This is a genomic window from Cytobacillus horneckiae (assembly GCF_002835735.1).
Lineage (GTDB): Bacteria > Bacillota > Bacilli > Bacillales > Cytobacillaceae > Cytobacillus > Cytobacillus horneckiae.
Genome location: NZ_PISD01000040.1, coordinates 34,672 through 58,951, shown reverse-complemented (window position 1 = coordinate 58,951; position 24,280 = coordinate 34,672). Strand labels below are relative to the sequence as shown.

The following is a 24,280-nucleotide window of genomic DNA, read 5'->3' as shown; positions in this document are numbered from 1 at the left end:
CCTACTTTTATACTTGCAATTAATGTGCCAAGATTCTGAATATAGATAAAATGTATGCGCTTACATTTTTTAAGGAGCAAGAAAAGAAAAACCGGAAATTTTTGCCGATTATTTCAGAAAAATTTGCCGGTTCCCCTGCTAAATATCATATATTTTTATTTTGTCCCGCAAACTTCTTTCAGAGATCTTTAATATCTTTGCTGTTTTTTGTCTATGTTCGTTGCAATACTTCAAGGTCGCAGCAATCATCCTCTTCTCTACTTCCTTCATTGACAAACCAAGTGGCATCGTGATCTCTTCGGTCGTTGTAGTTAATGAAGGATCGTCAGCTGGATGGTGAACAAACTGCGGCAGGTCGGTCTCTTCTATGATTTCTCCCATCGATAATGCGACCGCATATTCAACCATATTGCCCAGCTCCCGCACATTTCCGGGGTAATGATAGTTTAATAGCTGCTTTCTTGCATTTGCTGAAATAAGCTTTCTTTCCCTGCCCATTTCATCGCAATATTTATTTAAAAAATAGTCAATCAATAGAGGCAGGTCTTCTTTCCGTTCCCTTAACGGCGGTATTTGAATGGGAATCACATTTAACCGGAAAAATAAATCTTCGCGAAAAGTCCCTTCCTTCACCATTTCAGAGATATTTTTATTCGCTGCGCTTATTATGCGGACATCCAATGTTTTTCTCTTATTTGAACCAAGAGGCGTCACCTCCCGTTCCTGAATGACACGCAATAATTTTGCCTGCAGCGCCAACGGCATTTCACTAATTTCATCAAGAAATAAGCTTCCTCCATTAGCAGCAACGCATTTACCATCCTTGGCAGCTGTTGCACCAGTAAAAGCACCTTTTTCATATCCAAATAACTCCGACTCAAGAAGGTTCTCAGGAATGGCAGCACAATTGACAATTTCCAGCGGGCCGTTTTTTCTTTTACCTGAAAAATGAATCTGTCTTGCCACCAGCTCCTTTCCAGTACCGCTCTCACCAGAAATCAGCACGCTTGAATCAATATCTTTTAATCGGTCGATCATTGTAAAGACTGTCTTCATCGCCTTGCTGCTGCCTAAAAATGCCCGCTGATTTTCCTTGTTTTCCAGCTTCTCCAATCTGTTTGCCAAATGCTTGAACTGGGATGCCCTCAATAATAGTACTGATAGCTTTTCAATGTTAATGGGCTTTTCTATATAATAATAGGCTCCCTTCTTAATCGCCTCGATTGAAGTCTCTATGCTTGCATAGGCAGTCATCATGATGACTGTAATGGATGCGTCCTTTTCCTTTATTGACTGCAAAATATCCAGCCCGCTTACATGCCCCAGCCTTAAATCAAGCAGGACAATGTCAATTTTCTTTGCTTTAATTAACCCCAGCGCTTTATGCGGATTGGTCGTTGTAAACATATGATAGTCATCCTCAAAGGCAAAACGAATTGAAGCGCATATCGCCTCTTCATCATCAATGACCAGGATATTCGGTTTCATTTAATAACCCCTCCTCTTGATAGACTGGCAATAAAATCGTAAAGGTCGTCCCTTTTTCAGGTATACTGCTAACAGAAATGTCTCCGCCATTTTCTTGAATGAGATTATATGAAAGGGTTAAGCCAAGCCCCACCCCTTTTTCCTTTGTTGTAAAAAACGGCTCAAATAAGTGGTTCATCTCGTCCTGATTCATGCCTTTTCCATTATCAATGATTTCGATCTTTCCATATCGGCTATCCTGTCTTTCCATCAGCATAATAATATGCTTTTGCTCTCTATTCTCTACTGCATGAATGCTGTTAAATAATAAATTCAGCAAGACTTGTCTAATCTGTTGCGGGTCAATGTAAAAAACCATGGTCTCATCCAGCTGTTTTTCAAAATCGATTGCATGATCCTTCATCGTGACTTGCAGAAAAGCGAGCATCGTAATCAATTCCTTAGCCGTGCATGGCTGGACATTAGGAGGACCAGGGCGCGCATAATCAATCAAATCTGTCACTATCCGGTTCAGCCGATTAACTTCAGACGGCAAATGCTTCATCAGCATTTCTTGAAAAGAGGGCTGATTGAACTTTCTTGGGATTAAATCTACGAATGTTTTGATTGATGTTAATGGATTTCTAATTTCATGGGCAACTCCGGCAACGAGCTGCCCAAGCGCGTGCAGCTTTTCCTGCGTAATCAGCTTTTGCTCAAGCTCCCGCTTTTCCGTTTCATCATGAATCGTTAATAAGTAGCCAGCTTGATTTTCGAGAGAATTATACATTTTATTAAGACAATAATAAATAATCTTCCTTTTTCCGTTGTTATTCATATCTAATAATCGCGGAACATTTTTCCGCTCTGATTGAAAAAGATCGTCATGAAAAATCTCCATAAATACGGATGAATGCTGCAAATTAAATGTGGATGATAGTTCAAGAATATCCAATGCTCTCTTATTGCAGCTTGTAATCATAAAGTTCAAATCAAAAGTGACAATGCCTGTATCGATATTATTTAAAATTTGGTCTTTAAATGCATTGCTATCTGCCGTTCTTTGCCGCTGCTGACGCAAATCGTTGTTTAATAGCATTAGATCCCTTGTCTGGTCGTCAACCGCGACCTTCAGCCTTTTATTCCATATATAGATCATGATTAAAACAAAAGCGCAAGCAGCTAAAAAAATGATTAAAAGTGTGATAAAATGCTGCAGCCTTGCAACTTCCTCATTGTCCGACTTCATCCACTTTTCTATCAGCTGATTGATTTCACCTGTAGCCTTTAAATCCGTGATCGCTTTGTCAATTGTCGTTCTGAATGGCTCATTTCCCTCTCTAACAGCAATCGCATAATCAGCTGGATCAAGTACAATATCAAGTACAACATACTCATCTTCTATATTGTATTTATTTAAGAAAAAGGTAGACGTCCACTTGTTGCCTATTAATACGTCAGCACGCTGATTCCAGAGCATAAATAAGCCATTATATTGATTCGTCACTAACGTGAAATTCGTATTTCTTAAATTAATTAGCGTGTTTAATCCAGGTGTTTCATTCTGCAGCACGATATGTGCATCTCGCAAATCCTCTATTCCACTGACTTCATCAGCCCGGTCCTTAGGAATAACTAATGAATCGGACATTGTAAAATATGGTGTTGAAAAGTCGAAATCCCGATCCTTTTCTAAGCTATATGTCATCCCTGCTATTGCATCTATATCTCCCCTCTGCAGCGCTTCCTCCGCCTCTTTCAATTCCATGGGGACAAATTCAAAAGTAAGTCCTGTTTCATCCGCCACCCGCTCCATTAATTCAATATTGATACCGGTTAAGCTGTCTTCTTGATTTACATAGGAGAATGGCGGAAAGGCTTTTTGTCCAGCAATCTTGTACACTTGATCTTCGGCTGTAGCTTTTTCAGGTGCTAAACAAAACAACAATAGTATAAAAATTAAATGCTTTAATATAACTGTCTCTCCTTTACCATTGGAAAATTAGCTTTCGCAAACAAATTTTTAGCTAAAAATTCTGAATATTTATTTCATCATAATTAAATCGCTTTCATATAGCAAGTTCAATTTTTTAATCTATCAAAAATGAAAATTTTATGTTTAGAAAATTGTGAGGCGGATAAATATAGAGCAAGAAGAGCAACAAACGTTGAACTCTTCAATCCAAAGGAGGATGTTACTATGTATAAAATAGAAGTTGTTGAAAACGGCGTACAAGCAATCAGCACAATCAATTCACTAGAAAATCAAGGTTTTGCTAAAAAAGACATCTACTTGTTTGCACATGATAAAGACCGTTCAGAAAATCTCACAGATGCAACTGATACTAGTGGCGTCGGAATGAAGGAACAAGGTGTATTCGATAGTATCGGGAATGTATTCAGAAGTCGTGGAGATGAGCTCCGCACAAAAATGGCTTCACTGGGAATGACTGATGTAGAAGCTCAGCAGTATGAAGAAGTGCTTGACGCAGGGAAGTTAGTCGTCGTCGGCTCTAACGTGAATTAACTTAATCAACCATCATGACAGGAGGACAATTACGACTCCTATCATATAGATAAAGGTGGCAGCCATCCCCATAGTGGCTGCCACCTTTGTTATGTTTCTTATCAATATATGATTAGACCTGATATAGCTCCAACCCCTAATGCAATAAGAATAACAAATGCCGGATGAAGCTTTACTCTCTCCAATAAAATATAGCTTCCTATAATCATAATAATCGTATAAACTGTCCCTAATGATAGGACAGAGTCCTTAGCAAATTGATAGGTCATTACTGCGAGAAGAACAGCGATTACCGGACGAACGACTTTTGATATATTTTTTACTTGAGGCGTGTCTTTATACTTTAGCAGTATAGCCATCAGAACGAGCATTAATATGATAGAGGGCGCTATTGTTGCAAGAAGGGCAACAAAACCGCCAATAACTCCTCCTTCAACAAACCCTATATATGCTGCCATCTTCGTCGCAATCGGACCTGGCAAGGAGTTTCCAACAGCAAGCACTTCACTAAATTCCTGCGTTGTCATCCAGCCGTATTTTCCGACTACTTCATTCTCAATTAATGGGATTGAGGCAGGTCCGCCCCCATATCCAAGAATTCCCGGAATAAAGAACGCCAAAAATATTTGCCAATAAATCATCCTTTTGCCGCCTCCTTCTTCTTAGACGGTAAGAAAACAAAAAGAATGAGTACAAAAATTAAAATTCCTGGATGGATATTGAACCATTCAGTTAACAAGAATGAGGCTAAAATTAATATTACAGCCTTTTTCCAGCCTAGCGTATCACCAGATTTCTTCATAAAATCCCATGTCATCGTGGCAAGCATAACGGCAACAACCGGTACAACGGATGCTGACATATGCTGCACCCACGGAATATCTTTATAAACTTGCAGAAGCTGTAATAGGAAAATCATTAATAAGGCTGTTGGCATGACAGAAGAGATGAGCGCATTTAAGCAGCCAATAATCCCCCCTACACGATAGCCAATATATCCAGCCATTTTCGTTGCAATCGGTCCTGGCATTGTATTTGCCAACGCCAGTGTATCTGCAAATTCCTCATCTGTCATCCATTTATATTTTTTCACGGCTTCCTGTTGAAATAGCGGGATTGCTGATGGACCACCGCCAAATCCCAGCATACCTACCCTGAAAAAAGCGAGCATAAGATCTATTTGCGTGTGCAGGCCCCGGCGTGGATTGGGCTCAGGAGTTTCTTCATGCTTTTCCTTTAATAATTCTACCAAACTGCAATGGCTCCATCTGTACGGGATTCCGTTCCGCCCATTAACACGCCGCTGTCTGGATCACGCCAAATGATTTGCCCACGCCCAAAAGATCCGCCATCAGTTGTTACAGTAATCGCATGCCCTTTTCGTTCCAGCGCTTGCACTAAGTAATTAGGGAATTCCGGTTCTACATGAACAGATCTCCCTTTCATCCATTGCCACCTTGGCATATCAAGCGCCGCTTGTGGATTTAACATATAATCAATCGTATTGGTCACTACTTGGAAATGCCCTTGCGGCTGCATATATCCCCCCATTACTCCAAATGGGCCAACCGCTTTGCCGTCCTTCGTTAAAAAACCTGGAATAATCGTATGATACGTTCTTTTCCCTGGTTTCAGGAAGTTCGGGTGAGTTTCCTCCAAAGAGAAATCATGACCTCTGTTTTGAAGAGCAATGCCGGTGCCTGGGATGACAATCCCAGAGCCAAAGCCCATATAATTACTCTGAATATAAGACACCATATTGCCTTCTTCATCAGCAGTGGCTAAATATACCGTGCCTCCCTTAGGCAAATCGTACGGCAATGGTTCTGCTGCCTCTTCTGAAATTACTTTGCTGCGTGTTTGTGCATATTCATCTGAAAGCAGTTCTTCAGCTGTGATTGGCATTTCCTCCGGTTCGGTAATAAATGCTTGCCCGTCAGTAAATGCCAGTTTCATAGATTCAATTTGCTCATGAAGCGTTTCTGCTGAATGCCAAACCGGCTTTGACATTTTTTCAAAAATATTCAAAGCCATTAACGCAATCATTCCCTGACCATTCGGCGGAATTTCCCAAACATCATAGCCACGGTAACTCGCAGATATCGGTGTTACCCATTCAGGCTGATACTTGCTTAAATCGCTTTTTGTTAAATAACCGTCATGCTTCTTCATAAAAGCATCTATTTGGTCAGCTAATTCTCCTTCATAAAATGAGCGGGCATTTGTTTCACCAATGGATTTTAATGTATTTGCATGGTCTTGTGATTTCCACATCTCTCCGATTTCCGGTGCCCTGCCATCTGGAGCAAAGGTATCAAACCACGCTTGATACTCTTCTGTCGTGAAGTCCTGCTTAAACTTTTTATAGGCTCTTTTCCAGAACTTACCTAAGATTGGTGTTAAAGGGTAACCCTCTTCCGCATAACGGATTGCTGGTTTCAACGTTTCCGCTAACGAAAGGCGACCAAACCTTTCCGATAGCGCAGCCCAGGCAGAAGGAACACCAGGTACAGTAACAGGAATCATCCCATATACAGGCATCTTATCAAAACCTCTATTTTTAACGGCCGCTGCTGAAATCGTTTCAGGGGTCGGCCCGGATGCATTCAAGCCATGTAACTGATCCTTTACCCAAACAAGTGCAAAGGCATCTCCGCCAATGCCGTTTGAAGTCGGCTCCACAACAGTTAATGCTGCAGCTGTAGCTATTGCCGCGTCAATCGCATTGCCGCCTTGTTGCAAAATTTCCAGTCCTGCTTGCGCTGCCAACGGCTGAGAAGTGGCCACCATGCCCTTCTTTGCAAACGCTGTATGTCTTTTTGATGGAAATGGGTGATTTAGATAGTCCAAAGAATCTCCTCCTATAATCATGAATACGTTCACACCTACAGGAACGCACAAATCTTGCATTTTACTCAACAGTTATTCAATAAAAAAATAAGGCTCCCCCTACTTTGTAGGAGGGCTTTTAAATTATGCCAATATAGATTGTCCTGCAAAATGGCAAGCTGCGAAATGGTCCGATCCGTACTCTTTCCATTCAGGCTTTTCTTGTTTACATTTATCTTGCGCTATGGGACATCTAGTATGGAAAGGACATCCCCCAGGCGGGTCCGCCGGATTAGGTAAATCCCCTTCCAATCGGATTCTTTTACGTTTTTTCTGGACAGTAGGTCTTGGGATTGCTGACAATAATGCCTGTGTATAAGGATGCAGCGGGTGATTAAATAAATCCTCAACACTGCCTAATTCTACTGTATGCCCTAAATACATAACTAATACGCGATCACAGAAATAACGGACGACTCCTAAATCATGTGATATAAACATATAAGACAATTGGTATTTAGCTTGAAGTGTTTTTAGTAATTTAAGTACTTGGGCTTGTACTGAAACATCTAATGCAGAAACAGCTTCATCACAAATAATAAATGATGGATTTAAACAAATCGCACGGGCAATTCCGATACGCTGGCGCTGCCCGCCGCTAAATTCATGTGGATAGCGGTCATAATGCTCTTCTTTTAAACCAACTTCTTTTAATAAGTCCAGGACGGTATTTTTCTTTTCTTTAGCAGACATATTTGTGTGTATTGTAAATACTTCCTCCAATGCATGGCCAATTCTTTGCCTTGGATTCAGCGATGCAAAGGGATCTTGGAAGATCATCTGCATTTCTTTAATGAACTTTAATTTTTCCTTCTTCTTTAAATTTTGAATCTCCTTGCCTTTGAACATGATTTTTCCATCTGTTAATTCTTCTAAGCCTAGGATAGCCTTTCCTAAAGTTGACTTTCCACAGCCTGATTCGCCAACAACACCTAAGCTCTCTCCCTCATACAGCTGTAAGGAAACATTTTCTACTGCTTTGACATTCCCTTGAACTCTTTGCAGGACGCCGCCTCTAATAGGATAATATTTCCTTATTCCGGTTACCTCAAGAAGAACCTGCTTGTGATTAGACAATTTTTCGGCCTCATGTTCAGTTAAGACTGCCATCTAAGTTCCCCCTCTTCTTCTAACCAACAGCTGGCTATATGGGATGATGATATATTAAATTCAGGAGGTTCTTGACTTCTGCATTTTTCACTGGCAAATTTACATCTATCCTGGAATCTGCAGCCTATAATTTCGTCATTTAAGCTAGGCAAAGAACCGGGAATCGCTTCTAATTCAAAATCAGGATCATCTACGTTAGGCACTGAATTTAATAGACCGATAGTATAAGGATGTTTTGGTGAATTGAATATCTCTTCTACCGTACCTTCTTCAACTTTCTTTCCAGCGTACATGACCATTACACGGTCCGCAACCTCTGCAACAACGCCCATATCATGAGTGACCATTATAACACCCATATGATAATCATTCTTTAGATCATTTATTAAATCGAGAATTTGCGCTTGAATGGTCACATCCAGCGCCGTCGTTGGTTCATCTGCAATGAGCAAGCCTGGATTACACGAAAGTGCAATTGCAATCATCACCCTTTGCCTCATCCCTCCACTCAGCTCATGCGGATACTGGTTCATTCTTTTCTCAGGATAAGGAATTCCTACTTTCTTCAATAACTCTATGCCTTTTTTAGTTGCCTCATTTTTTGATAGTTTTTCATGAAGCATTAAAGGTTCTCTTAGCTGAAAACCAATGGTTAACACAGGATTTAATGCGGTCATCGGCTCTTGAAAAATCATTGATATTTTATTTCCCCTGATTCTGCGCATCTGCTCTGGTGAATATTTATTAATTGCTTCGCCTTCATAGAGGACTTCTCCGCTCGCTATTTTTCCGTTGCTGGGTAATAAGCCTATAACCGAGAGAGAAGTAATACTTTTGCCACAGCCTGATTCACCAACGATACATAATGTTTCTCCTTTATTTAATGAAAAGGAGACATCACGGACAGCAGGCAATTGCCCGTCTGCTGTCCGAAATTCAGTCACTATGTTTTTGACTTCCAGTAATGTCTCTCCCATGATTCACCCTACTTTCTTGTTACTTCTGATAGATTCCATTTACCAGTTGGCTCTAAGATTAAGCCTTTATATGAGTTTTCCATTGCAGCTGTAACGACATCATGATACATATTCACAATAGCATGGTCCTCAAGCATTAAGCGGTTGGCCTGATCTAAGATTTCTAAGCGCTTTTCCTGATCAGTCGTTGTTCTTGATTGTTCCACTAATTGATCAAATTCTGGGTTGCTGTATTGTGCGCGATTGGATGCACCTACATTATCACTATGGAAGTTAGGGTAGAATAGCTCTGATCCATCAGCAGTTAAATTAGACCAGCTTAAGAATGTCATATCATAGTTGCCATCTCTGGCAGTGTCTAAAAATGAAGCCCATTCCATAGATTCAATATTTACATTAAATCCAGCTTCCGTCAGCTGTGCTTGAACAACCTCTGACATTAAAATAAAGTTATTTCTATTCGGTGATAATAGCGTATAAGTTTTTTTATCATAGCCGTTTTTCTTGACTAATTCTTTTGCTTTTTCTAAGTCATATGGTGTCCCAGCATTGTCAGCCTCTTCCTTGTAGCCGAATACCTTTGAGCCAATAACACTATCGCTTCTAATGCCTAATCCCTTCATTTTAGAAATAAAGGCATCTCTATCGATGGCACTTGCAAGCGCCTCTCTTAATTCCGCATCTTGAAATTCTTCTTTACTATGATTCACCGTAAAGTAATACTGAGGTGTCCCGTCTACTTTCTCGACATTGACATTTTTTAAGCCTTCCACTCTCTCAATTTGTTCTGTTGGAAGCTTATCAATAAATTGAACTTCTCCTGTTTGCAGCATAGAGATTGCTGTAGAAATTTCAGGTACTACCTTAAAGATTAATTTTTGAATGGCCGGTGCTCCATCACGATAATCCTTATTAGCTTCCAGCACCACTTGATCCCCAGGCACCCAGCTAACAAATTTGAATGGGCCTGTCCCTACCGGATCTTTGTTAATATCGCCATTCTGATCTGCTTCCGGGCTTACAATCGCAGCATTTGAATGGGATAGAGAAGCAAGAAATGGACCATAAGGATATTTCGTTTTTATCTCTACAGTATAATCATCTACGACAGTTATTGTATCCACTGGCTCCATTAATGAAGCGCGCGGCGCCGCTGTAGCCGGATCTCTTAATTTATCAAATGTGTATTTTACTGCGTCTGCATTGAAATCTGTGCCATCATGGAATTTAACCCCTTGCTTTAATTTAATTATCCATGTGTTTTCATCAGGATTCTCATAAGACTCTGCTAATTGCGGCTCGATTTCCATCGTTTCTGCATTTCTTTCAAATAATTTTTCATAAACGTGGTCTGTTACATTTGCTGATGCACTATCATTTGTAAGAATTGGCGATAGTCCCACTGCATCCGTTAGCGATGCGTACGTAAAACTTTCAATTCCTTGATCATTTGTATCGGAACCCTCTCCAGCTGAGGAAGATTCATTTCCGCCTGAACAAGCGGCGAGAAATAGCAGTGTAGCGATTGAAATAATAGCTAATAGTTTCTTTTTCATTTTTGTTCCCCCTAATTTTTTATTAGTTTTTATACATCCATATTTGGATCAATGGCGTCTCTCAAGCCATCACCTACTACATTAAAAGCAAATACAGTGAGCATGATTGCAATTCCAGGAATAATCGTTAAATGCGGTGAACTCCACATAAAAGCTTGTCCCTGTGATATCATTGCTCCCCATTCAGGTGTTGGAGGCTGAGCCCCTAATCCTAAATAACTTAATGCTGCAGTAGATAATATGGCGGTTGCCATTCTCATCGTTGCAAATACGATAATAGGAGCAAAACAGTTCGGTAAAATATGCTTAAACATAATCCTTAAATCTGAAGCTCCTACCGATTTCATTGCCATGATATATTCCTTTTCCTTAATAGAGAGGACCGATCCCCTCACTATCCTCGCACATGCTGGAATGGACCAAATGCTAATCGCAATCGCTACATTAATTAAGCTTGTACCTAGCACAGCGATGATTAGCATTGCAAGCAGAATTCCAGGGAAAGAGAATAACAAATCAACAATCCTCATAATAATTCCATCAAGTTTTTTATAATAACCGCCTAGCAAACCTAATGTCACTCCACCTAGCAGGCCGAGGCTGACAGCAACGATTCCGACAACGAGCGATATTCTTGAACCGAAGACGATTCTGCTCCATACATCTCTGCCATAGTTATCTGTTCCCAGCCAATGGCCTTCACTGAAGATAGGAAGCTCACTTGCTGCAAGGTTTTGTTTTACAGGGTCATGCGAGGTCATCATCGGTGCAAATATCGCCATTCCCACTTGCAAAATAATAATGATTAATCCAATAACAGCCAGCTTATTTTTAAGCAGCTTTTTCGCCGTCAAGATAAATTCATGCTCTTTCTTCTTTTTCTTTGGCCTTTCATTGCCTGTAACGGTAACTGTCTCTGCCATCCATGCTCCTCCTCTCTTACTGATATTTAATTCTTGGATCTACATACGTATAAACAATATCTACAATTAAGTTAACGAGGACGAATAATGTGGCAACAAGCAAGACCGACCCTTGTACCATCGGGAAATCACGTGCTGCTATCGCATCAATCATCAGTCGGCCAACTCCGTTAATTGCAAACACTTTTTCTGTGATGATCGTGCCTCCCAGCAATGAACCGAAATTGACCCCAATTACTGTTAGAACTGGAATCATGGCATTTTTTAAAGTATGAATCCAGATGACACTGCTTTCTTTTACACCTTTTGCTCTTGCCGTTCGAACATAATCAGCTCTTATCACTTCAAGCATGGATGACCTTGTCATTCTGGCAATCATAGCTGCCGCACCTGTTCCTAAAGTAATGGCTGGTAGGATGAGCTCTTTCATACCTTCTATCGTGTACCATGGTGATGACATGCCTCCGACCGGCAGCCATTGAAGATTTACGGCAAAGACTAAAATCAATACGGCACCCATCCAGAAGTTCGGAATGGAAATCCCCGCCAAGGCAAAAGTAGTTGATCCGACATCAAGCCAGGAATTATGCTTCAATGCTGAAATCAAGCCAGCTAATATTCCTATTATTATGGCTACTATCATACTCGCAATCGCCAGTTTTAATGTATTCGGTAGCCGGACAGCGATCGCTTCAGAAACTGATTGCCTTGTTTGATAAGAATATCCGAGATCACCTTGAACGAGGCCGCCAACATAACTGGCATACTGAGTCAAGAAAGGTTCATTAAGTCCTAGATTTTCTCTAATTGCTTCTATGTCTGATTCCGATGCCGTCGGGCCGCCAATCATTGAGGCCGGATCGCCTGGTGCCAAATACATCGATGAAAAAACAAGAAACGAAATCCCAAATAGCAGGAATATAAGTTGAAAAAATCTTCTGATAATCATTCCTATCATTCTAACTACCTCCTCTTCTATCATTTGTTAATCAATTTTTTTATTTTGATTACAAAATGTTTAAAATTATTTAAAAATGATTATAGAACATAAAAATACAAAATACTACATTAATTTTCATTTTTTTTAAAATTTATTATTTTTAATTTCCTTTTGTTTACTAAATCAGTAAAATCAAATCAATTAGTAAAAAATTAACGATTATTGTTTAATTTTTGAAACCTATCTTGTAAAACGCTTTCATAACCAATTCGAAACCCGAACATTTATAAAATGACAATTAAAAAAGCTGAAACTGAGAAGATGAATAGATTCCACCTGCTCAGTTTCAGCTTTTTTACTACGTCTATTATAATTTCAGACCTCGCCTGCTTTTAAACCTTCTAAGTAATATATGACTCTCTACACGTGTAATGCCCTCCAAGGCATAAAGTTCCTCATTGATAAATCTTTCTAAAGCTTCAAAATTGGCCACCAATACATGCGTGTGCAGCGTAGATGGTCCAGTCATCTGATAGCAGCTTGCTACACTTGGATTTTCCGCAAGCGCCTCCGCCACTTTTACTAGCGAGCTTGGTTCACAATCAATCTCAAAAAATGCTGAAACCTCCTTGCCAGCCTTGCCGCTATTAATAACCACTGTAAATTGTTCAATTACCCCGTCCTCGACTAATTTTGCTACTCTTTCTCTTACTGCCACTCTGGAAAGCCCTAGTTCCTTTCCTATATCAACATAGGAAAGACGTCCATTCGCTGTGAGCAAGTCTAATATATTTTTATCTACATGATCCATTGCGTTCCACCATTCCCCTCTTGCAATTAAGAGTATTATAAGAGATATCAATTCATAATGTATAGAATTAATCTAAATATTTTCACTATGAATCACTTGAGGTTGCACCTGGATTTTTTTTCGTCGGTTTTTTGCTTCTCTTTTTGTTTTTGCGTCAACTCGCGGAATTTTTGCGTCACTTTTTGTTTTTGCGTCAACTCGCGGGCTTTTTGCGTCACTTTTTTTGTTTTTGCGTCACTTTCTGTTTTTGCGTCAACTCGTCGGCTTTTTGCTTCTCATTTTTTGTTTTTGCGTCACCACATGATTTTTTTTGCGCTGCTTTCTTATTTTTGCATCACAGTTCGGACTTTTCACGCCGCATTCTCATCGTTGTGTATCCTTCCAGATTCCACAAAAAAGAGCGGCCAAAAACAGCCGCTCTTTTTATCCTAATAACCGGTTATAAATTGCCTTTGCTTGCGACAGATCCTTTGTTCCGTGGATGAGTGCGCGGCCGTCATTGAATACGACGATACGCTGCGGCTTCATTTCTACAGATATTAAATAAGGATTCCCTTTAATTTGATAGCCGCTTGCTTGCATTTGCTCGGATAGGCGTGCAAGATCAAGTTGTTGCTTGGCAGGTGGACGCACCTGGACGGTATCCCTCCCACACAATACAGTGGTTTTCATTAAATTTTCATTTTGTAAAAACGGATAGGTGCGCGCTTCTCCGCAGGATAGACAGCCGTCATCCTTCGCTTTGGCAATTTTTATATTAGTATACTGATTACCCCATAAATCAAAGCTAGTAAAGGTTGTGCGAATGGCATCCCAATCCTCAACCAATATTTTCAGCGCCTCAGCGGTTTGATGAGCGATAACCATTTGCACGGCAGGAGCGATAATTCCACCTGTATCACATGTCATACCTTGAATGGGAATTTTTTTCAGCAAACAGTGGAGACATGGTGTCATTCCGGGAATAATCGTCAAGCTCATGCCATAGCTACCGACACAGGCACCGTAAATCCACGGAATTTGATATTTTTGCGATATATCATTTATCGCCATTCTCGTTTCAAAATTATCAGTTGAATCGATGATTAAATCAACTGTTTGGACAAGCTCTTCCAGCCGGTCAGGAGTGGCATCCGTTATGACAGCTGCGATATCAGTTTCAGAATTAATCGCTCTCAGCCTTTTTTCAGCTACTGCTGCCTTAGGCATTTTTTCAAAAACATCTTCCTCTGTATAGAGCTGCTGCCTTTGAAGATTGCTTTCCTCCACGTAATCGCGGTCTACAATCGTCAGCTTGCCAATTCCCGCTCTTGTCATCACTTCTGCGTTGCCTGATCCCAATGCTCCTGCCCCGATGATAAGAACATGCTTTTTGCGGATTTTCTTCTGTCCTTCTTCACCAATAGCTGGAAATAAAGTTTGTCTGGAATATCTTTCGTTCAATCCACTCAGCCTCCACTTACTGGAGGTATGAAGGCAATCGTATCTCCTTGCTGAATGATGTCATCATCCTCAGCAAACTCTTCATTAATTGCTGTCATCACACTGTCTATTTTTGTGAGGCCATGCTGCTCTGAGACGATTGTTTTTAGTTCCGCAATTGTTTTTCCTGATACATCAATTGATAGCGTTTCTGCACCTGCCTCATCTTTTAAATGGGCAAAAAATAATAATTTATTCATCAAGATGCTTCGCCTCCGGTTCTCCTTTTGAATATGCAACAGTTTCAAGCTGATTGCCAATCCATTCTTGTCCATCTTCCCAATGCTCTTTTTTCCAAATAGGCACGATTTCTTTAATGCGTTCAATAGCATATCTGTTTGCTTCATATGCATCTGCACGATGAGGAGTAGATACGGCAATAACGACCGCAACATCTGTAATATCAAGCTTACCAACGCGATGAACAATCGCTACATCCGCGCCTTTCCATCGTTCCTCAATTTCTTTCCCTATTTGCTCAAGCCTTTTGACCGCCATGCTCTCGTAAGCTTCATATACTAAATATAATGTTTTCTTACCGTGTGTGATTTCCCTTACAGTACCGATAAAAGTTGTTATTGCTCCCGCTTCCCGCTGGACAACTTGATCAATGACTTGCTGTATATTAATTGGTTCTTTAGATATTTGAAATTTCATCCCATCACCTCGTTATTGATGTCCTTCTTCCATTCTATCAACTCTCACTGGATTTTTGTGAGGATATTTTTAATGCTTGAGAAAAATCAACAGGATGGTTCATATTAAAGAAGTCATTTTCTGTTACGGAAAATCCTTGGTTCTTCAGTTCCGTTTCAGTCACTGTTTTTGTGTTTATTTTTTCAAATAGAAGCCGTATTTTTAATTCATCTGAGATGATTGACTGCTCTATTCTACTTTGCACATCTTTTCGATAGGATGCAAAGAGTGGATGAAGCTGATTTTGGATAATCGGTACTGCTGCTTCATGTTCTTCTAATTGTGTAAGCAAATATCCACCAATGCCAGAAGAAATAAATGGCATATCGCAAGCTACGATGAGGTTTTTTTCTGTATTAGATGCTCTTAAACCAGCCTCCATCCCTGCCAATGGACCTTTTTCCTTATAGGTATCACTGACAGTACGTAGACCCAAGAACTCATATTCGTCCGGTGTGTTTGTTACCACTATAAGGTCCGTCGTAATTGTGCTCAGTGACTCAGCTATGCGATCAATCACCGCTCTGTCCTCAAGTGTCATTAATGCTTTATTTCTGCCCATCCGGCTCGACTTCCCACCTGCGAGAATTATCCCAGTTGATTGCATAACCTTTTCCTCCTCGATGCTATGCTTCTATTTAATCGCTTTTTCTTTCGATAATCAACTCAGGCTGTCCAGAAGGTTAGACATTTTAATTGATATTTGGTAGATTTATGTTGTCAAACACTTTTGACACAGGAGGAAAAGCTGTTGCAAAATCATATAAAGAAATGGAGAACACAACTCAACTTGACACAAGGAAAACTGGCTGAGTTATGCGGTGTCGCCCGTCAAACCATCAATTGTATTGAAAATGATAAGTATGATCCAACATTAGATCTTGCGTTTAAAATTTCCAGAGCCTTAAATAAAAATGTAGAAGAGGTTTTTATATATGAGTAATTTTCATAAAGATTATATCGTTACAATGAAGGACTTTGTTCCAGAGCAGGATGACATCTTAAGAACAAAATTAGATGATATGCATTTGCCTTTGAATGATCAGGACCTGATGGAACTTGAATGCATGATGGAGTATTTAAGGAACAGCCAGGATCCGGAATTAGCAAAAAAATATAAACTTCGTGCCGGTACAGGCCTTTCAGCCAATCAAGTTGGCATCGCAAAGCGTATGTTTGCTGCTAAATATGAGGATGAAAAGGGCCAGGATTTTGAGTATAAGCTGATTAATCCTAAGATTATTAGCCACTCAACAAATATTATCTGCCTGCCTGAAGGTGAAGGCTGTTTATCTGTCAATCGTGAAATTTTTGGACAGGTTCCGAGATATGAAAAAATTAAAGTGAAGGCTTATAATGAAAAAGGCGAACAGGTTACGTTAGCTTTTAAAGGCTATGGTTCGATTTTGATGCAGCATGAAATTGATCATTTAAACGGAATGATGTTTTATGACCGAATTGATAAAAATAATCCAATTATAAATAAAATCTAGGACAATTCTTTATATTAAAGTAGAGTTCAGTTCACCATATACATTTTTTATTTTATTGTTATAATGAGGAAGATACGCCTATCTTCAATCTATCACTCCAGGGAGGAAACGACAGATGACTATGAAAAAAGTCTTGACTATTGCTGGCTCAGACTCCAGCGGCGGAGCAGGAATTCAAGCTGACCTTAAAACATTCCAAGAGCTTGGAGTTTACGGGATGTCAGCATTAACAACAATCGTAACAATGGATCCAAAAGATAATTGGCACCATCATGTATTTCCGATTGAAATTAGCACACTTGAGGCACAGATTGAAACGATCCTTTCTGTTGGAATAGATGCAATGAAAACAGGCATGCTTGGTTCTGTTGAAATCATTGAAACAGCCGCAAAGACGATAAATGAAAGCAAAATCAAACATGCTGTGATTGACCCTGTTATGGTTTGCAAAGGGGAAGACGAAGTGCTTCATCCTGAAACAGCCGATGCGTTAAGAAAGGTGCTTGTCCCACTCGCAACAGTGGTTACACCGAACCTATTTGAAGCATCTCAGCTGGCACAAACAAAACCAATTAAAACGATTGAGGATATGAAGGAAGCGGCAGAAAAAATTCATGCACTCGGTCCAAAATATGTATTAATTAAGGGCGGTAGCAAGCTTAAAACAGAAAAAGCCGTTGACCTTCTATATGATGGAAAAGAATTCAAATTCCTTGAAGCAGAATTAATCGATACACCATATATTCATGGTGCTGGCTGCACTTACTCCAGTGCCATCACTGCTGAACTGGCTAAAGGAAAATCTGTTGAAGAAGCAGTAGATGTAGCGAAGGATTTCATTACTGCTGCTATTTCACACGGATTTAAATTGAATCAATATGTTGGACCAACTATGCATGGTGCATATCGCACATACGGTGCAGGCCGTACAAAAATAGAGCAATAAACTAATGAATGAGCAAGGCGCAACTTCAATGGAAATTGTAGGTTGCGTTTTTCTTATTTTTTCCCAGTAATTATTGAGTGCACCATTTTAGCAATTACTGATTTTTTTTAGTAAAATTGAACTTAACTGACAGTATAGAGACTTTAACATTCAGACAAATTATATACAGGTTTTTCTTTTGAAGGGAGGGCATAATATGGAGCTTGTTGTAAAAGAGCAAGTACAAAAGGAATTAGATCATCTAGCAAATAAGGATGTGTACATTCATTTAGAGACAACGAATGGTGCTTATGCTTCCCATTTTGATGAAACCTTCTTCTCTTCCGGTGCTTATATACGGAACGCTTACTTGAAATATGAGCATAGTAAAATTGCCGGAGATGGGCCGTATCGGATTGGATTGAAAACAACGATTGGCTGGGTTTATGCGGAAGGCATTACACATTTTGAAGTGGATAATCAAAATCGCTTGCTTTTAGCAGGTCATGATTTCAATGGCAAACTGGCTGTTACGTTAGAAATTAGTGAAACACCTTTTGAATAATTTTATTGAAAGGAGGACAAGAAGAAGATGGAACAAGAAAGACAAGTGCTTGTTATTTTTCCTCATCCGGACGATGAAGCGTTTGGTGTATCTGGAACAATTGCCTTACATATTAAAAATGGAACACCGGTAACTTATGCCTGCCTAACGCTAGGCGAAATGGGTAGAAATTTAGGAAATCCACCATTTGCGACTCGGGAATCGCTTCCACATATTCGTAAAAAGGAATTGCAGAATGCGGCAAGGGCGATGGGGATTACTGATTTAAGAATGCTTGGCTATCGCGATAAAACCGTAGAGTTTGAAGAGGAAGAAGCATTGGCCAGCCATATGGGAGAATTAATCGATGAATTGGATCCTTCATTGATTATTACTTTCTATCCTGGCTATTCCGTTCACCCTGATCATGATGCAACAGGCGCAGCCGTCATAAGAGCTGTAGAAAAGCTTCCAGCCGGGAAAAGGCCAAAAGTATATTGCGTTGCTTTTTCGAATAATTGCGAGGAAGAAATCGGCCAGGCTGATATTATCCATGACGTAACGGAAGTCGCACATATAAAAATCGCCACTCTTAAAGCCCATGTATCTCAAACTCAGCTGATGGTAAAAGAGATGGAAGAACAACTAAAAAACAACGACCCCATGGTGATGGCAAGAGTAAACTTAGAACGCTTTTGGACTTATAAGTTTTAATATTTAGGATTGAATCGCTACTAAACAAAAACCTGCAGGCAAACGAGAATCTCTCTTATGCCTGCAGGTTTTTTGATTAGACTCATCGGAATTTGTCGGAATTTGTCGTCAATTGTGGAAGTTTGTTGGTGACAGGTACCACTAGTGATGCTACTATTTTTATTAGTCTTTTTTATGCTCGTCAGCTGGTTCTGTCAGTTCTTCCTCTTGCTTTTCTTCTTCTGCTTCTTCGACAGGATGATTTCCTTCCAGCATATCCTTTAGATTTAAGAGCTGGTTGCCATCTTCATGCTTCATCATTTTTACAAGAAAAGGCTTCGTCAGTTTCATGCGCAATCCTGTCGTCTTTACTGTTGCCTCAAGTTCAACTTGTGTACCTTCAGAGATTTCATAAAAATCATATTTGTATTCAACTATTAAGCCATTAGAATCTGATTTCGTTGTAAATCGGCGATTTTCTTCATATTCCAGCACTTCAATCGTTGATGTGATGTCCGAGGCACGCACTCTGCGCGTCTCTTTTAACATCGTCCCCTTGGTAATTGTACCCTCCGTCAATTTCTCACGCTTCACAACAATCGGCATAATCTCATGTATATTATCTAAATCCAGCATATAAGCAAACACCTCATCCAAAGGCTTTGCAATGATCACACTCGAACGAAAATCCGCCATGCCACACACCCCACTCTTCTAAATTTCACTAATTAATACTTACCATAAATAGTGGGTACCTGTCACCTCCAAGGTTTGACAAATTTCGACATCAATGAATGAGTGGTTTACTTATTGGGATGAGTTGGTTATTATTGGATTAGGGTGTAAAAGTGAGTGATTACTCACTATTTTAATGAGTGTGATGGAGGTGCTTCGATTGGTTGGAGATTCTGATGTTGTTTGTGTGAATCATGTTTCTAAGCGTTACGGCGATCAGGCAGTGTTAAAGGATATTCATTTCAGTATTAGGAAAGGTGAGATTTTTGGTTTGCTCGGACCTTCTGGCGCTGGAAAAACCACATTGGTGAAACAGCTTGCCGGGCTTGAGGTTCCGACTGATGGGGAGAATGTTATTTTTCAGCAGCGTATGCCCAGCTTACAAATCATGAAGCGGATTGGCTATATGGGTCAATCTGACGCGTTGTATGGTGAATTAAGTGCGAAAGAAAACCTGGAATTTTTTGCAGCAATTTACGGATTAAAGCGAAAGGAAAGACTGCAAAGAATACCCGAGGTTTTAAAGATTGTAAACTTAGCAGGAACAGAGAAAAAGCTTGTCTCCAGCTTCTCAGGCGGAATGAAACGCCGGTTGTCACTCGCTATCTCCCTGCTGCATGAACCTGAATTGCTCATCCTTGATGAACCAACGGTGGGAATTGATCCCGTATTAAGAAAAAGTATTTGGCAAACATTCGATCGCTTAAAATCGAATGGGACAACAATAATTGTCACGACCCATGTGATGGATGAAGCCGAAAAATGCGACCGCCTCGGACTGCTCCGGGATGGTAAACTTATTGCAATCGGCACACCCACCGAACTAATGGCCGACACTAGCTCTCAATCAATAGAAGAAGCATTTTTAGTATACGGAGGTGCGGTTCATGAGAATTAAGGCATTAACGATTCGTATATTGCGTCAAATATTCCGTGATAAAAGAACGATAGCTCTGCTTATCTTTGCTCCCATCCTTGTGCTTACCCTCCTCCATTTCGTTTTTAATGGAAGCAACTATGAACCAACAATTGGATTGGTAGACCTACCTGAAGCAGTAAGCAATTCATTAAACAGCAGCGAGGCGGGCCATTTCCAAAACTATGATCATATGAAGGAAGCAAAATCAGCAATAGAGCAACGCACAATAGATGCTTACCTTTATATGGATGGCAGCCAGCCTTCACTAGTTTTAGAAGGCAGCGATCCAACCTCCAATCGGGCAGTCATGTCACTGCTGCAAAATGCCTTTAACAGCCCTGACAAGAAATCGGCTAAGATGGACATTGATTTCCTCCACGGCGGGTCAGAACTTGAACAATTTGATTATATCGGGCCCATCCTGCTTGGCTTCTTTGTCTTCTTCTTCGTTTTCTTAATAGCCGGGGTATCCTTTTTGCGTGAACGGACAACAGGCACATTAGAAAGATTGCTTAGCACACCGCTGAAAAAATCAGAAATTGTATTTGGGTATGTCATTGGATTTGGCATCTTTACCATTTTGCAAACATTCCTCATAGCTGCATACGCTATTTACGTATTGGGAATGTATATGGAAGGGGCATTTAGCTTAGTTATCATTATCTCTTTATTTACAGCTCTAACCGCTCTAACTTTAGGAATTTTGCTATCATCCTTTGCAAATAACGAGCTGCAAATGATGCAATTCATTCCGATTATTATTGTGCCGCAAATATTCTTTTCCGGACTATTCAACTTAGAGGCCATACCGGAATGGCTAAGCTGGATTGGTCCGCTCACGCCCCTTTACTATACAGCAGATGCATTAACAAGCGTGATGGTTCGCGGAACAGGCTGGGGCACGATAATTGAGAATATCCTTTTATTAACTGGCTTTTCACTGCTATTCATTCTGTTAAATATTCTCGTTTTAAAAAAACACCGGAAAATATGACTTATCATTAATATGGAATTATAATAATCTTAACGAATGTAATAGAGGAGCAAGTGATGCCAGAATCAAACTCAATTATCGATCAGTTATTTGAAGATGAAAAACTGACAGAGAAACAGAAAAAAATTATTGAAGCAGCCATCGACTCTTTTTCAGAAAAAGGCTATGCCGGCACATCGACAAGCGAGATTGCTAAGAAAGCAGGAGTAGCGGAAGGAACTATTTTCCGTCATTATAAAACAAAGAAAGACCTGCTACTCAGCATCATCGCTCCAATGCTGGCTAAATCGATCGCCCCATTTGTGATTAAAGATATATACAAAGTGCTTAATCACAAATATGAGCGATATGAGGATTTTCTCAGAGCCATGATTGCGAACCGCGACATATTCCTGAAGCAAAATTTGCCGTTATTTAAGATTTTAATTCAGGAAATTCCGTTTCATCCAGAACTAAAGGAACAATTTATGGAACATATCGCCATTAAGATTTATTCACGATTTAAGGACTTAGTCTTGTACTATCAAGAAAAAGGAGATATCATCCAAATACCGGCGCACAGTGTTATTCGATTGAATATTTCTACGCTTATGGGCTACTTTTTTACAAGGTATTTAATTTTCCCTGATAATGAATGGAATGATGAAGAAGAAATTGAGAATATGGTCCAATTTTTACTGCACGGACTATCACCGCAAAAATAAAAAAAGGACGAATTCACTGCCTAGTGAGTTCGTTCTTTTCTTATTAACTACAATCCGCTTATATCCATTTTATAAAGGTGATCATCGTTGTCGAGCGGTTCTCCACGGCCATCCGTATTATTGCTGATAAAATATAATGTCTCATCTTCAATATGAATATCACGGATACGTCCCAAGCCTGTTACAACCTCTCTCATCTCTCCTGCCTCTATATCAAACTCCAGTACCGCTGTACCTCGCAATGCTGCAACATAGAGCTTTCCATCGCTATAAGCCATGCCTGAGGGCGCCCAAGTCGTTCCATCACCAGACGTAAATATCGGCGATTCCATCCCTTCCTTAGACGCCTCACCTGTAATTTCAGGCCAGCCATAGTTACTCCCAGCGCGTATGACATTTATTTCATCGTTTGCTGTTGGCCCGTGCTCACTTTCATACAGCTCCCCCTCTTCAGACCAAGCGAGGCCTTGGGGATTGCGATGTCCATAACTATATACATAAGAGTTTTCAAAAGGGTTGTCGTCCGGTATCGATCCATCCAAATTCATTCGGAGGATCTTCCCTGCTAAAGAATCCTTATCCTGAGCTAGTTCAGGTTCTGACGCATCACCTGTTGTGGTGTAAAGCTTTTCGTCCGGCCCAATCTTCAGCCTGCCGCCATGATGCACTTGTCCACTCGGGATTTTATCAAGCAAAACTTCTGCTTCACGCCAAACATTTTCGCTTTGCTCTAATAAAACAACGCGATTTAAAACTTCTCCCTCTTCTTCATAGGTGTAGTAAGCATAGGCATGTTTTGATTCTGCGAAGTCAGGTGCAAGCACAAACCCTAATAGCCCTGCTTCAGACACAGTTGATACCTTTTTATCAAGCTCTACATCCTGCTCTTCTTTCTGCCCATCGCTAACAACAACGACATTGCCTGGCCTTTCCGATAGATAAAAAACATCATCATGATGATTTATGGACCACGGAATATTCAAATCTTCCGTCACTACTTCAGGCTCACCTACCGTTCCATTGCTGACAGGTTCATCGCTTCCTGCTTCATTCGTCACTTCCCCAGCATCGCTGCTATCTTCTGCTTCATTTCCGCCCGTGCAACCAGCCAGCAAAACAATGCTGCCGAACAATGCCACCAATATTTTTCGCAAAAAACCACTCCTTAATTATATATATTTGCTCCCTTCCCTCACACTTAGACGAGAAAGGTTACTTCTCTGAATAAAATCTCTTACAGAGTCTGGATTCGTTTTCGAGTACTCTCTGAGTGCCCAGCCAATTCCTTTTTGAATAAAAAATTCTTTCTCATCCTGATTATGTACAATATAGCGGTAGAGCCTCTCTTCATCCGTCTTTTCCTTCAGTTTAAGCTGGAAAAGAATCGCCGATCGTCGCAGCCAAATATGATCAGCTTCAGCCCATCCATCTATCTTTGATTCAATCACCTCTGGAAAACGAGAGGCAATGGCAGCAACTGCATGCGGGGCGATTGTATCAATCGTATCCCACCAGGATTTATCTGTTATCAATTCCTCAAACAAGCTCATATGTCCATTATCCAGCTTTTTCATTGATCCACTCACATAATCGAGGGCCGCGTAATGGTACTCTCTTTCCGGCAATGCCCATAGCTCTCTGACTAGATCTGGCTGAAATTCTTCTTTTAAAAGCTCTGTCTCCTTAAAGACTCTTTTAATTAATTCCCGCCGCTTAGGTGTTTTAATCCCCAAAAATGGAAAATTATTTTTCATATACTTTTCCATCAACTTGGCGTTTTCCACATCTCGATGGGCTTCAAATGAATCGATCAATAACTTCATCAAGTATATCTCCTTTATTTGCTGAATATTAATTAAAATAAAAATATTATGATAATATATTAACAGGGAGGG

27 protein-coding genes are annotated in these 24,280 nt (G+C 40.2%); 9 read left to right on the top strand and 18 right to left on the bottom strand.

Translation table 11 applies throughout. From position 1 onward, the window contains the following. Positions 1-138 precede the first annotated feature (138 nt). Positions 139-1,488, bottom strand: coding sequence for a sigma-54-dependent transcriptional regulator (locus tag CWS20_RS18070; RefSeq protein WP_066189008.1), 1,350 nt, complete (start codon positions 1,486-1,488; stop codon positions 139-141). Further along, positions 1,463-3,370: a transporter substrate-binding domain-containing protein gene (locus CWS20_RS18065; RefSeq protein ID WP_142385399.1), complete on the bottom strand. Its 1,908-nt coding sequence runs from the start codon at positions 3,368-3,370 to the stop codon at positions 1,463-1,465. The genes CWS20_RS18070 and CWS20_RS18065 overlap by 26 nt, the downstream gene beginning before the upstream one ends. A 297-nt stretch (positions 3,371-3,667) precedes the next feature. On the opposite strand from CWS20_RS18065, the gene CWS20_RS18060 reads away from it, so the two are divergent. After that, positions 3,668-3,994, top strand: coding sequence for a YflT domain-containing protein (locus CWS20_RS18060; protein WP_066189004.1), 327 nt, complete (start codon positions 3,668-3,670; stop codon positions 3,992-3,994). Positions 3,995-4,095: 101 nt separating this feature from the next. Here CWS20_RS18060 and CWS20_RS18055 read toward each other — a convergent pair whose 3' ends face one another. The 13 genes from CWS20_RS18055 to mobA all read right to left on the bottom strand — a co-directional run bounded on the left by CWS20_RS18055 (position 4,096) and on the right by mobA (position 15,985). Continuing rightward, positions 4,096-4,635: a chromate transporter gene (locus CWS20_RS18055; protein ID WP_066189001.1), complete on the bottom strand. Its 540-nt coding sequence runs from the start codon at positions 4,633-4,635 to the stop codon at positions 4,096-4,098. Continuing rightward, the gene (locus CWS20_RS18050) at positions 4,632-5,165 is read right to left on the bottom strand and encodes a chromate transporter (protein ID WP_066191956.1); all 534 of its coding nucleotides are present in this window, start codon (positions 5,163-5,165) and stop codon (positions 4,632-4,634) included. Before CWS20_RS18050 ends, CWS20_RS18055 begins: the two co-directional genes overlap by 4 nt. Positions 5,166-5,239: 74 nt before the next feature. Continuing rightward, complete coding sequence (locus tag CWS20_RS18045) at positions 5,240-6,844, bottom strand: gamma-glutamyltransferase family protein (protein WP_066188998.1); 1,605 nt, start codon at positions 6,842-6,844, stop codon at positions 5,240-5,242. A gap of 123 nt (positions 6,845-6,967) precedes the next feature. Then, positions 6,968-7,993 carry an ABC transporter ATP-binding protein gene (locus CWS20_RS18040; RefSeq protein ID WP_066188995.1) on the bottom strand — a complete coding sequence of 342 codons (1,026 nt, stop codon included), beginning with the start codon at positions 7,991-7,993 and terminating at the stop codon, positions 6,968-6,970. Then, a complete protein-coding gene (locus tag CWS20_RS18035) occupies positions 7,981-8,970 on the bottom strand; it encodes an ABC transporter ATP-binding protein (RefSeq protein ID WP_066188992.1) in 990 nt (329 codons plus the stop codon). The genes CWS20_RS18040 and CWS20_RS18035 overlap by 13 nt, the downstream gene beginning before the upstream one ends. Positions 8,971-8,978: 8 nt before the next feature. Then, positions 8,979-10,526, bottom strand: coding sequence for an ABC transporter substrate-binding protein (locus CWS20_RS18030; protein WP_066188989.1), 1,548 nt, complete (start codon positions 10,524-10,526; stop codon positions 8,979-8,981). A 29-nt stretch (positions 10,527-10,555) separates the two neighbouring features. Next, the gene (locus CWS20_RS18025) at positions 10,556-11,449 is read right to left on the bottom strand and encodes an ABC transporter permease (protein WP_066188988.1); all 894 of its coding nucleotides are present in this window, start codon (positions 11,447-11,449) and stop codon (positions 10,556-10,558) included. 16 nt (positions 11,450-11,465) lie between these two features. Further along, complete coding sequence (gene nikB / locus CWS20_RS18020; protein ID WP_066188986.1) at positions 11,466-12,407, bottom strand: nickel ABC transporter permease; 942 nt, start codon at positions 12,405-12,407, stop codon at positions 11,466-11,468. 349 nt (positions 12,408-12,756) lie between these two features. Beyond that, positions 12,757-13,200: an Lrp/AsnC family transcriptional regulator gene (locus tag CWS20_RS18015; RefSeq protein ID WP_066188984.1), complete on the bottom strand. Its 444-nt coding sequence runs from the start codon at positions 13,198-13,200 to the stop codon at positions 12,757-12,759. 423 nt (positions 13,201-13,623) lie between these two features. Next, complete coding sequence (locus CWS20_RS18010) at positions 13,624-14,643, bottom strand: thiazole biosynthesis adenylyltransferase ThiF (protein WP_066188979.1); 1,020 nt, start codon at positions 14,641-14,643, stop codon at positions 13,624-13,626. Positions 14,644-14,648: 5 nt separating this feature from the next. Continuing rightward, positions 14,649-14,882 (bottom strand): molybdopterin converting factor subunit 1, encoded by a 234-nt coding sequence (gene moaD, locus CWS20_RS18005; RefSeq protein ID WP_066191954.1) that lies wholly within the window; start codon positions 14,880-14,882, stop codon positions 14,649-14,651. Beyond that, entirely contained in the window at positions 14,875-15,339 is a 465-nt protein-coding gene (locus CWS20_RS18000; RefSeq protein ID WP_066188977.1) for a molybdenum cofactor biosynthesis protein MoaE, read from the bottom strand. Before CWS20_RS18000 ends, moaD begins: the two co-directional genes overlap by 8 nt. A gap of 37 nt (positions 15,340-15,376) precedes the next feature. Next, entirely contained in the window at positions 15,377-15,985 is a 609-nt protein-coding gene (gene mobA / locus CWS20_RS17995; RefSeq protein ID WP_066188975.1) for a molybdenum cofactor guanylyltransferase, read from the bottom strand. A 144-nt stretch (positions 15,986-16,129) separates the two neighbouring features. On the opposite strand from mobA, the gene CWS20_RS17990 reads away from it, so the two are divergent. The 5 genes from CWS20_RS17990 (at position 16,130) to bshB2 (ending at position 19,054) form a co-directional block, all read left to right on the top strand. Next, positions 16,130-16,321, top strand: coding sequence for a helix-turn-helix transcriptional regulator (locus CWS20_RS17990; RefSeq protein ID WP_066188972.1), 192 nt, complete (start codon positions 16,130-16,132; stop codon positions 16,319-16,321). Next, entirely contained in the window at positions 16,314-16,871 is a 558-nt protein-coding gene (def, locus tag CWS20_RS17985) for a peptide deformylase (RefSeq protein WP_066188969.1), read from the top strand. Before CWS20_RS17990 ends, def begins: the two co-directional genes overlap by 8 nt. 115 nt (positions 16,872-16,986) lie before the next feature. Continuing rightward, complete coding sequence (gene pdxK / locus CWS20_RS17980) at positions 16,987-17,817, top strand: pyridoxine/pyridoxal/pyridoxamine kinase (protein WP_066188966.1); 831 nt, start codon at positions 16,987-16,989, stop codon at positions 17,815-17,817. A gap of 196 nt (positions 17,818-18,013) precedes the next feature. Then, the gene (locus tag CWS20_RS17975; RefSeq protein ID WP_066188962.1) at positions 18,014-18,361 is read left to right on the top strand and encodes a YojF family protein; all 348 of its coding nucleotides are present in this window, start codon (positions 18,014-18,016) and stop codon (positions 18,359-18,361) included. Between the two features lie 27 nt (positions 18,362-18,388). After that, positions 18,389-19,054: a bacillithiol biosynthesis deacetylase BshB2 gene (gene bshB2 / locus CWS20_RS17970; protein WP_066188959.1), complete on the top strand. Its 666-nt coding sequence runs from the start codon at positions 18,389-18,391 to the stop codon at positions 19,052-19,054. Positions 19,055-19,216: 162 nt separating this feature from the next. On the opposite strand, the gene CWS20_RS17965 is transcribed toward bshB2, so the two are convergent. Next, entirely contained in the window at positions 19,217-19,729 is a 513-nt protein-coding gene (locus CWS20_RS17965) for an SRPBCC family protein (protein WP_066188956.1), read from the bottom strand. A gap of 199 nt (positions 19,730-19,928) precedes the next feature. Between CWS20_RS17965 and CWS20_RS17960 the strand changes: the two genes are divergently transcribed. From CWS20_RS17960 to CWS20_RS17950, 3 genes are read left to right on the top strand one after another with little or no spacing between them, the layout of a single operon-like run. Next, a complete protein-coding gene (locus tag CWS20_RS17960) occupies positions 19,929-20,666 on the top strand; it encodes an ABC transporter ATP-binding protein (RefSeq protein ID WP_411814268.1) in 738 nt (245 codons plus the stop codon). Further along, positions 20,656-21,681, top strand: a complete 1,026-nt coding sequence (locus tag CWS20_RS17955) for an ABC transporter permease (protein ID WP_066188953.1) — start codon at positions 20,656-20,658, stop codon at positions 21,679-21,681. Before CWS20_RS17960 ends, CWS20_RS17955 begins: the two co-directional genes overlap by 11 nt. A gap of 56 nt (positions 21,682-21,737) precedes the next feature. After that, a complete protein-coding gene (locus CWS20_RS17950) occupies positions 21,738-22,385 on the top strand; it encodes a TetR/AcrR family transcriptional regulator (RefSeq protein ID WP_066188951.1) in 648 nt (215 codons plus the stop codon). A 47-nt stretch (positions 22,386-22,432) separates the two neighbouring features. On the opposite strand, the gene CWS20_RS17945 is transcribed toward CWS20_RS17950, so the two are convergent. Both CWS20_RS17945 and CWS20_RS17940 read right to left on the bottom strand, forming a co-directional pair. Then, entirely contained in the window at positions 22,433-23,539 is a 1,107-nt protein-coding gene (locus CWS20_RS17945) for a PQQ-dependent sugar dehydrogenase (protein WP_066188946.1), read from the bottom strand. A gap of 15 nt (positions 23,540-23,554) precedes the next feature. Then, entirely contained in the window at positions 23,555-24,208 is a 654-nt protein-coding gene (locus tag CWS20_RS17940) for a DNA alkylation repair protein (protein ID WP_066188943.1), read from the bottom strand. Positions 24,209-24,280: the final 72 nt, after the last annotated feature.

Bases quoted from the DNA above. Each gene is read 5' to 3' on its own strand.
- CWS20_RS18070 (WP_066189008.1), bottom strand. From the start codon at position 1,488: ATGAAACCGAATATCCTGGTCATTGATGATGAAGAGGCGATATGCGCT.
- CWS20_RS18060 (WP_066189004.1), top strand. From the start codon at position 3,668: ATGTATAAAATAGAAGTTGTTGAAAACGGCGTACAAGCAATCAGCACA.
- CWS20_RS18055 (WP_066189001.1), bottom strand. From the start codon at position 4,635: ATGATTTATTGGCAAATATTTTTGGCGTTCTTTATTCCGGGAATTCTT.
- CWS20_RS18050 (WP_066191956.1), bottom strand. From the start codon at position 5,165: ATGCTCGCTTTTTTCAGGGTAGGTATGCTGGGATTTGGCGGTGGTCCA.
- CWS20_RS18040 (WP_066188995.1), bottom strand. From the start codon at position 7,993: ATGGCAGTCTTAACTGAACATGAGGCCGAAAAATTGTCTAATCACAAG.
- CWS20_RS18035 (WP_066188992.1), bottom strand. From the start codon at position 8,970: ATGGGAGAGACATTACTGGAAGTCAAAAACATAGTGACTGAATTTCGG.
- CWS20_RS18030 (WP_066188989.1), bottom strand. From the start codon at position 10,526: ATGAAAAAGAAACTATTAGCTATTATTTCAATCGCTACACTGCTATTT.
- CWS20_RS18025 (WP_066188988.1), bottom strand. From the start codon at position 11,449: ATGGCAGAGACAGTTACCGTTACAGGCAATGAAAGGCCAAAGAAAAAG.
- nikB (WP_066188986.1), bottom strand. From the start codon at position 12,407: ATGATAGGAATGATTATCAGAAGATTTTTTCAACTTATATTCCTGCTA.
- CWS20_RS18015 (WP_066188984.1), bottom strand. From the start codon at position 13,200: ATGGATCATGTAGATAAAAATATATTAGACTTGCTCACAGCGAATGGA.
- moaD (WP_066191954.1), bottom strand. From the start codon at position 14,882: ATGAATAAATTATTATTTTTTGCCCATTTAAAAGATGAGGCAGGTGCA.
- CWS20_RS18000 (WP_066188977.1), bottom strand. From the start codon at position 15,339: ATGAAATTTCAAATATCTAAAGAACCAATTAATATACAGCAAGTCATT.
- mobA (WP_066188975.1), bottom strand. From the start codon at position 15,985: ATGCAATCAACTGGGATAATTCTCGCAGGTGGGAAGTCGAGCCGGATG.
- def (WP_066188969.1), top strand. From the start codon at position 16,314: ATGAGTAATTTTCATAAAGATTATATCGTTACAATGAAGGACTTTGTT.
- pdxK (WP_066188966.1), top strand. From the start codon at position 16,987: ATGACTATGAAAAAAGTCTTGACTATTGCTGGCTCAGACTCCAGCGGC.
- CWS20_RS17975 (WP_066188962.1), top strand. From the start codon at position 18,014: ATGGAGCTTGTTGTAAAAGAGCAAGTACAAAAGGAATTAGATCATCTA.
- bshB2 (WP_066188959.1), top strand. From the start codon at position 18,389: ATGGAACAAGAAAGACAAGTGCTTGTTATTTTTCCTCATCCGGACGAT.
- CWS20_RS17965 (WP_066188956.1), bottom strand. From the start codon at position 19,729: ATGGCGGATTTTCGTTCGAGTGTGATCATTGCAAAGCCTTTGGATGAG.
- CWS20_RS17955 (WP_066188953.1), top strand. From the start codon at position 20,656: ATGAGAATTAAGGCATTAACGATTCGTATATTGCGTCAAATATTCCGT.
- CWS20_RS17950 (WP_066188951.1), top strand. From the start codon at position 21,738: ATGCCAGAATCAAACTCAATTATCGATCAGTTATTTGAAGATGAAAAA.
- CWS20_RS17940 (WP_066188943.1), bottom strand. From the start codon at position 24,208: ATGAAGTTATTGATCGATTCATTTGAAGCCCATCGAGATGTGGAAAAC.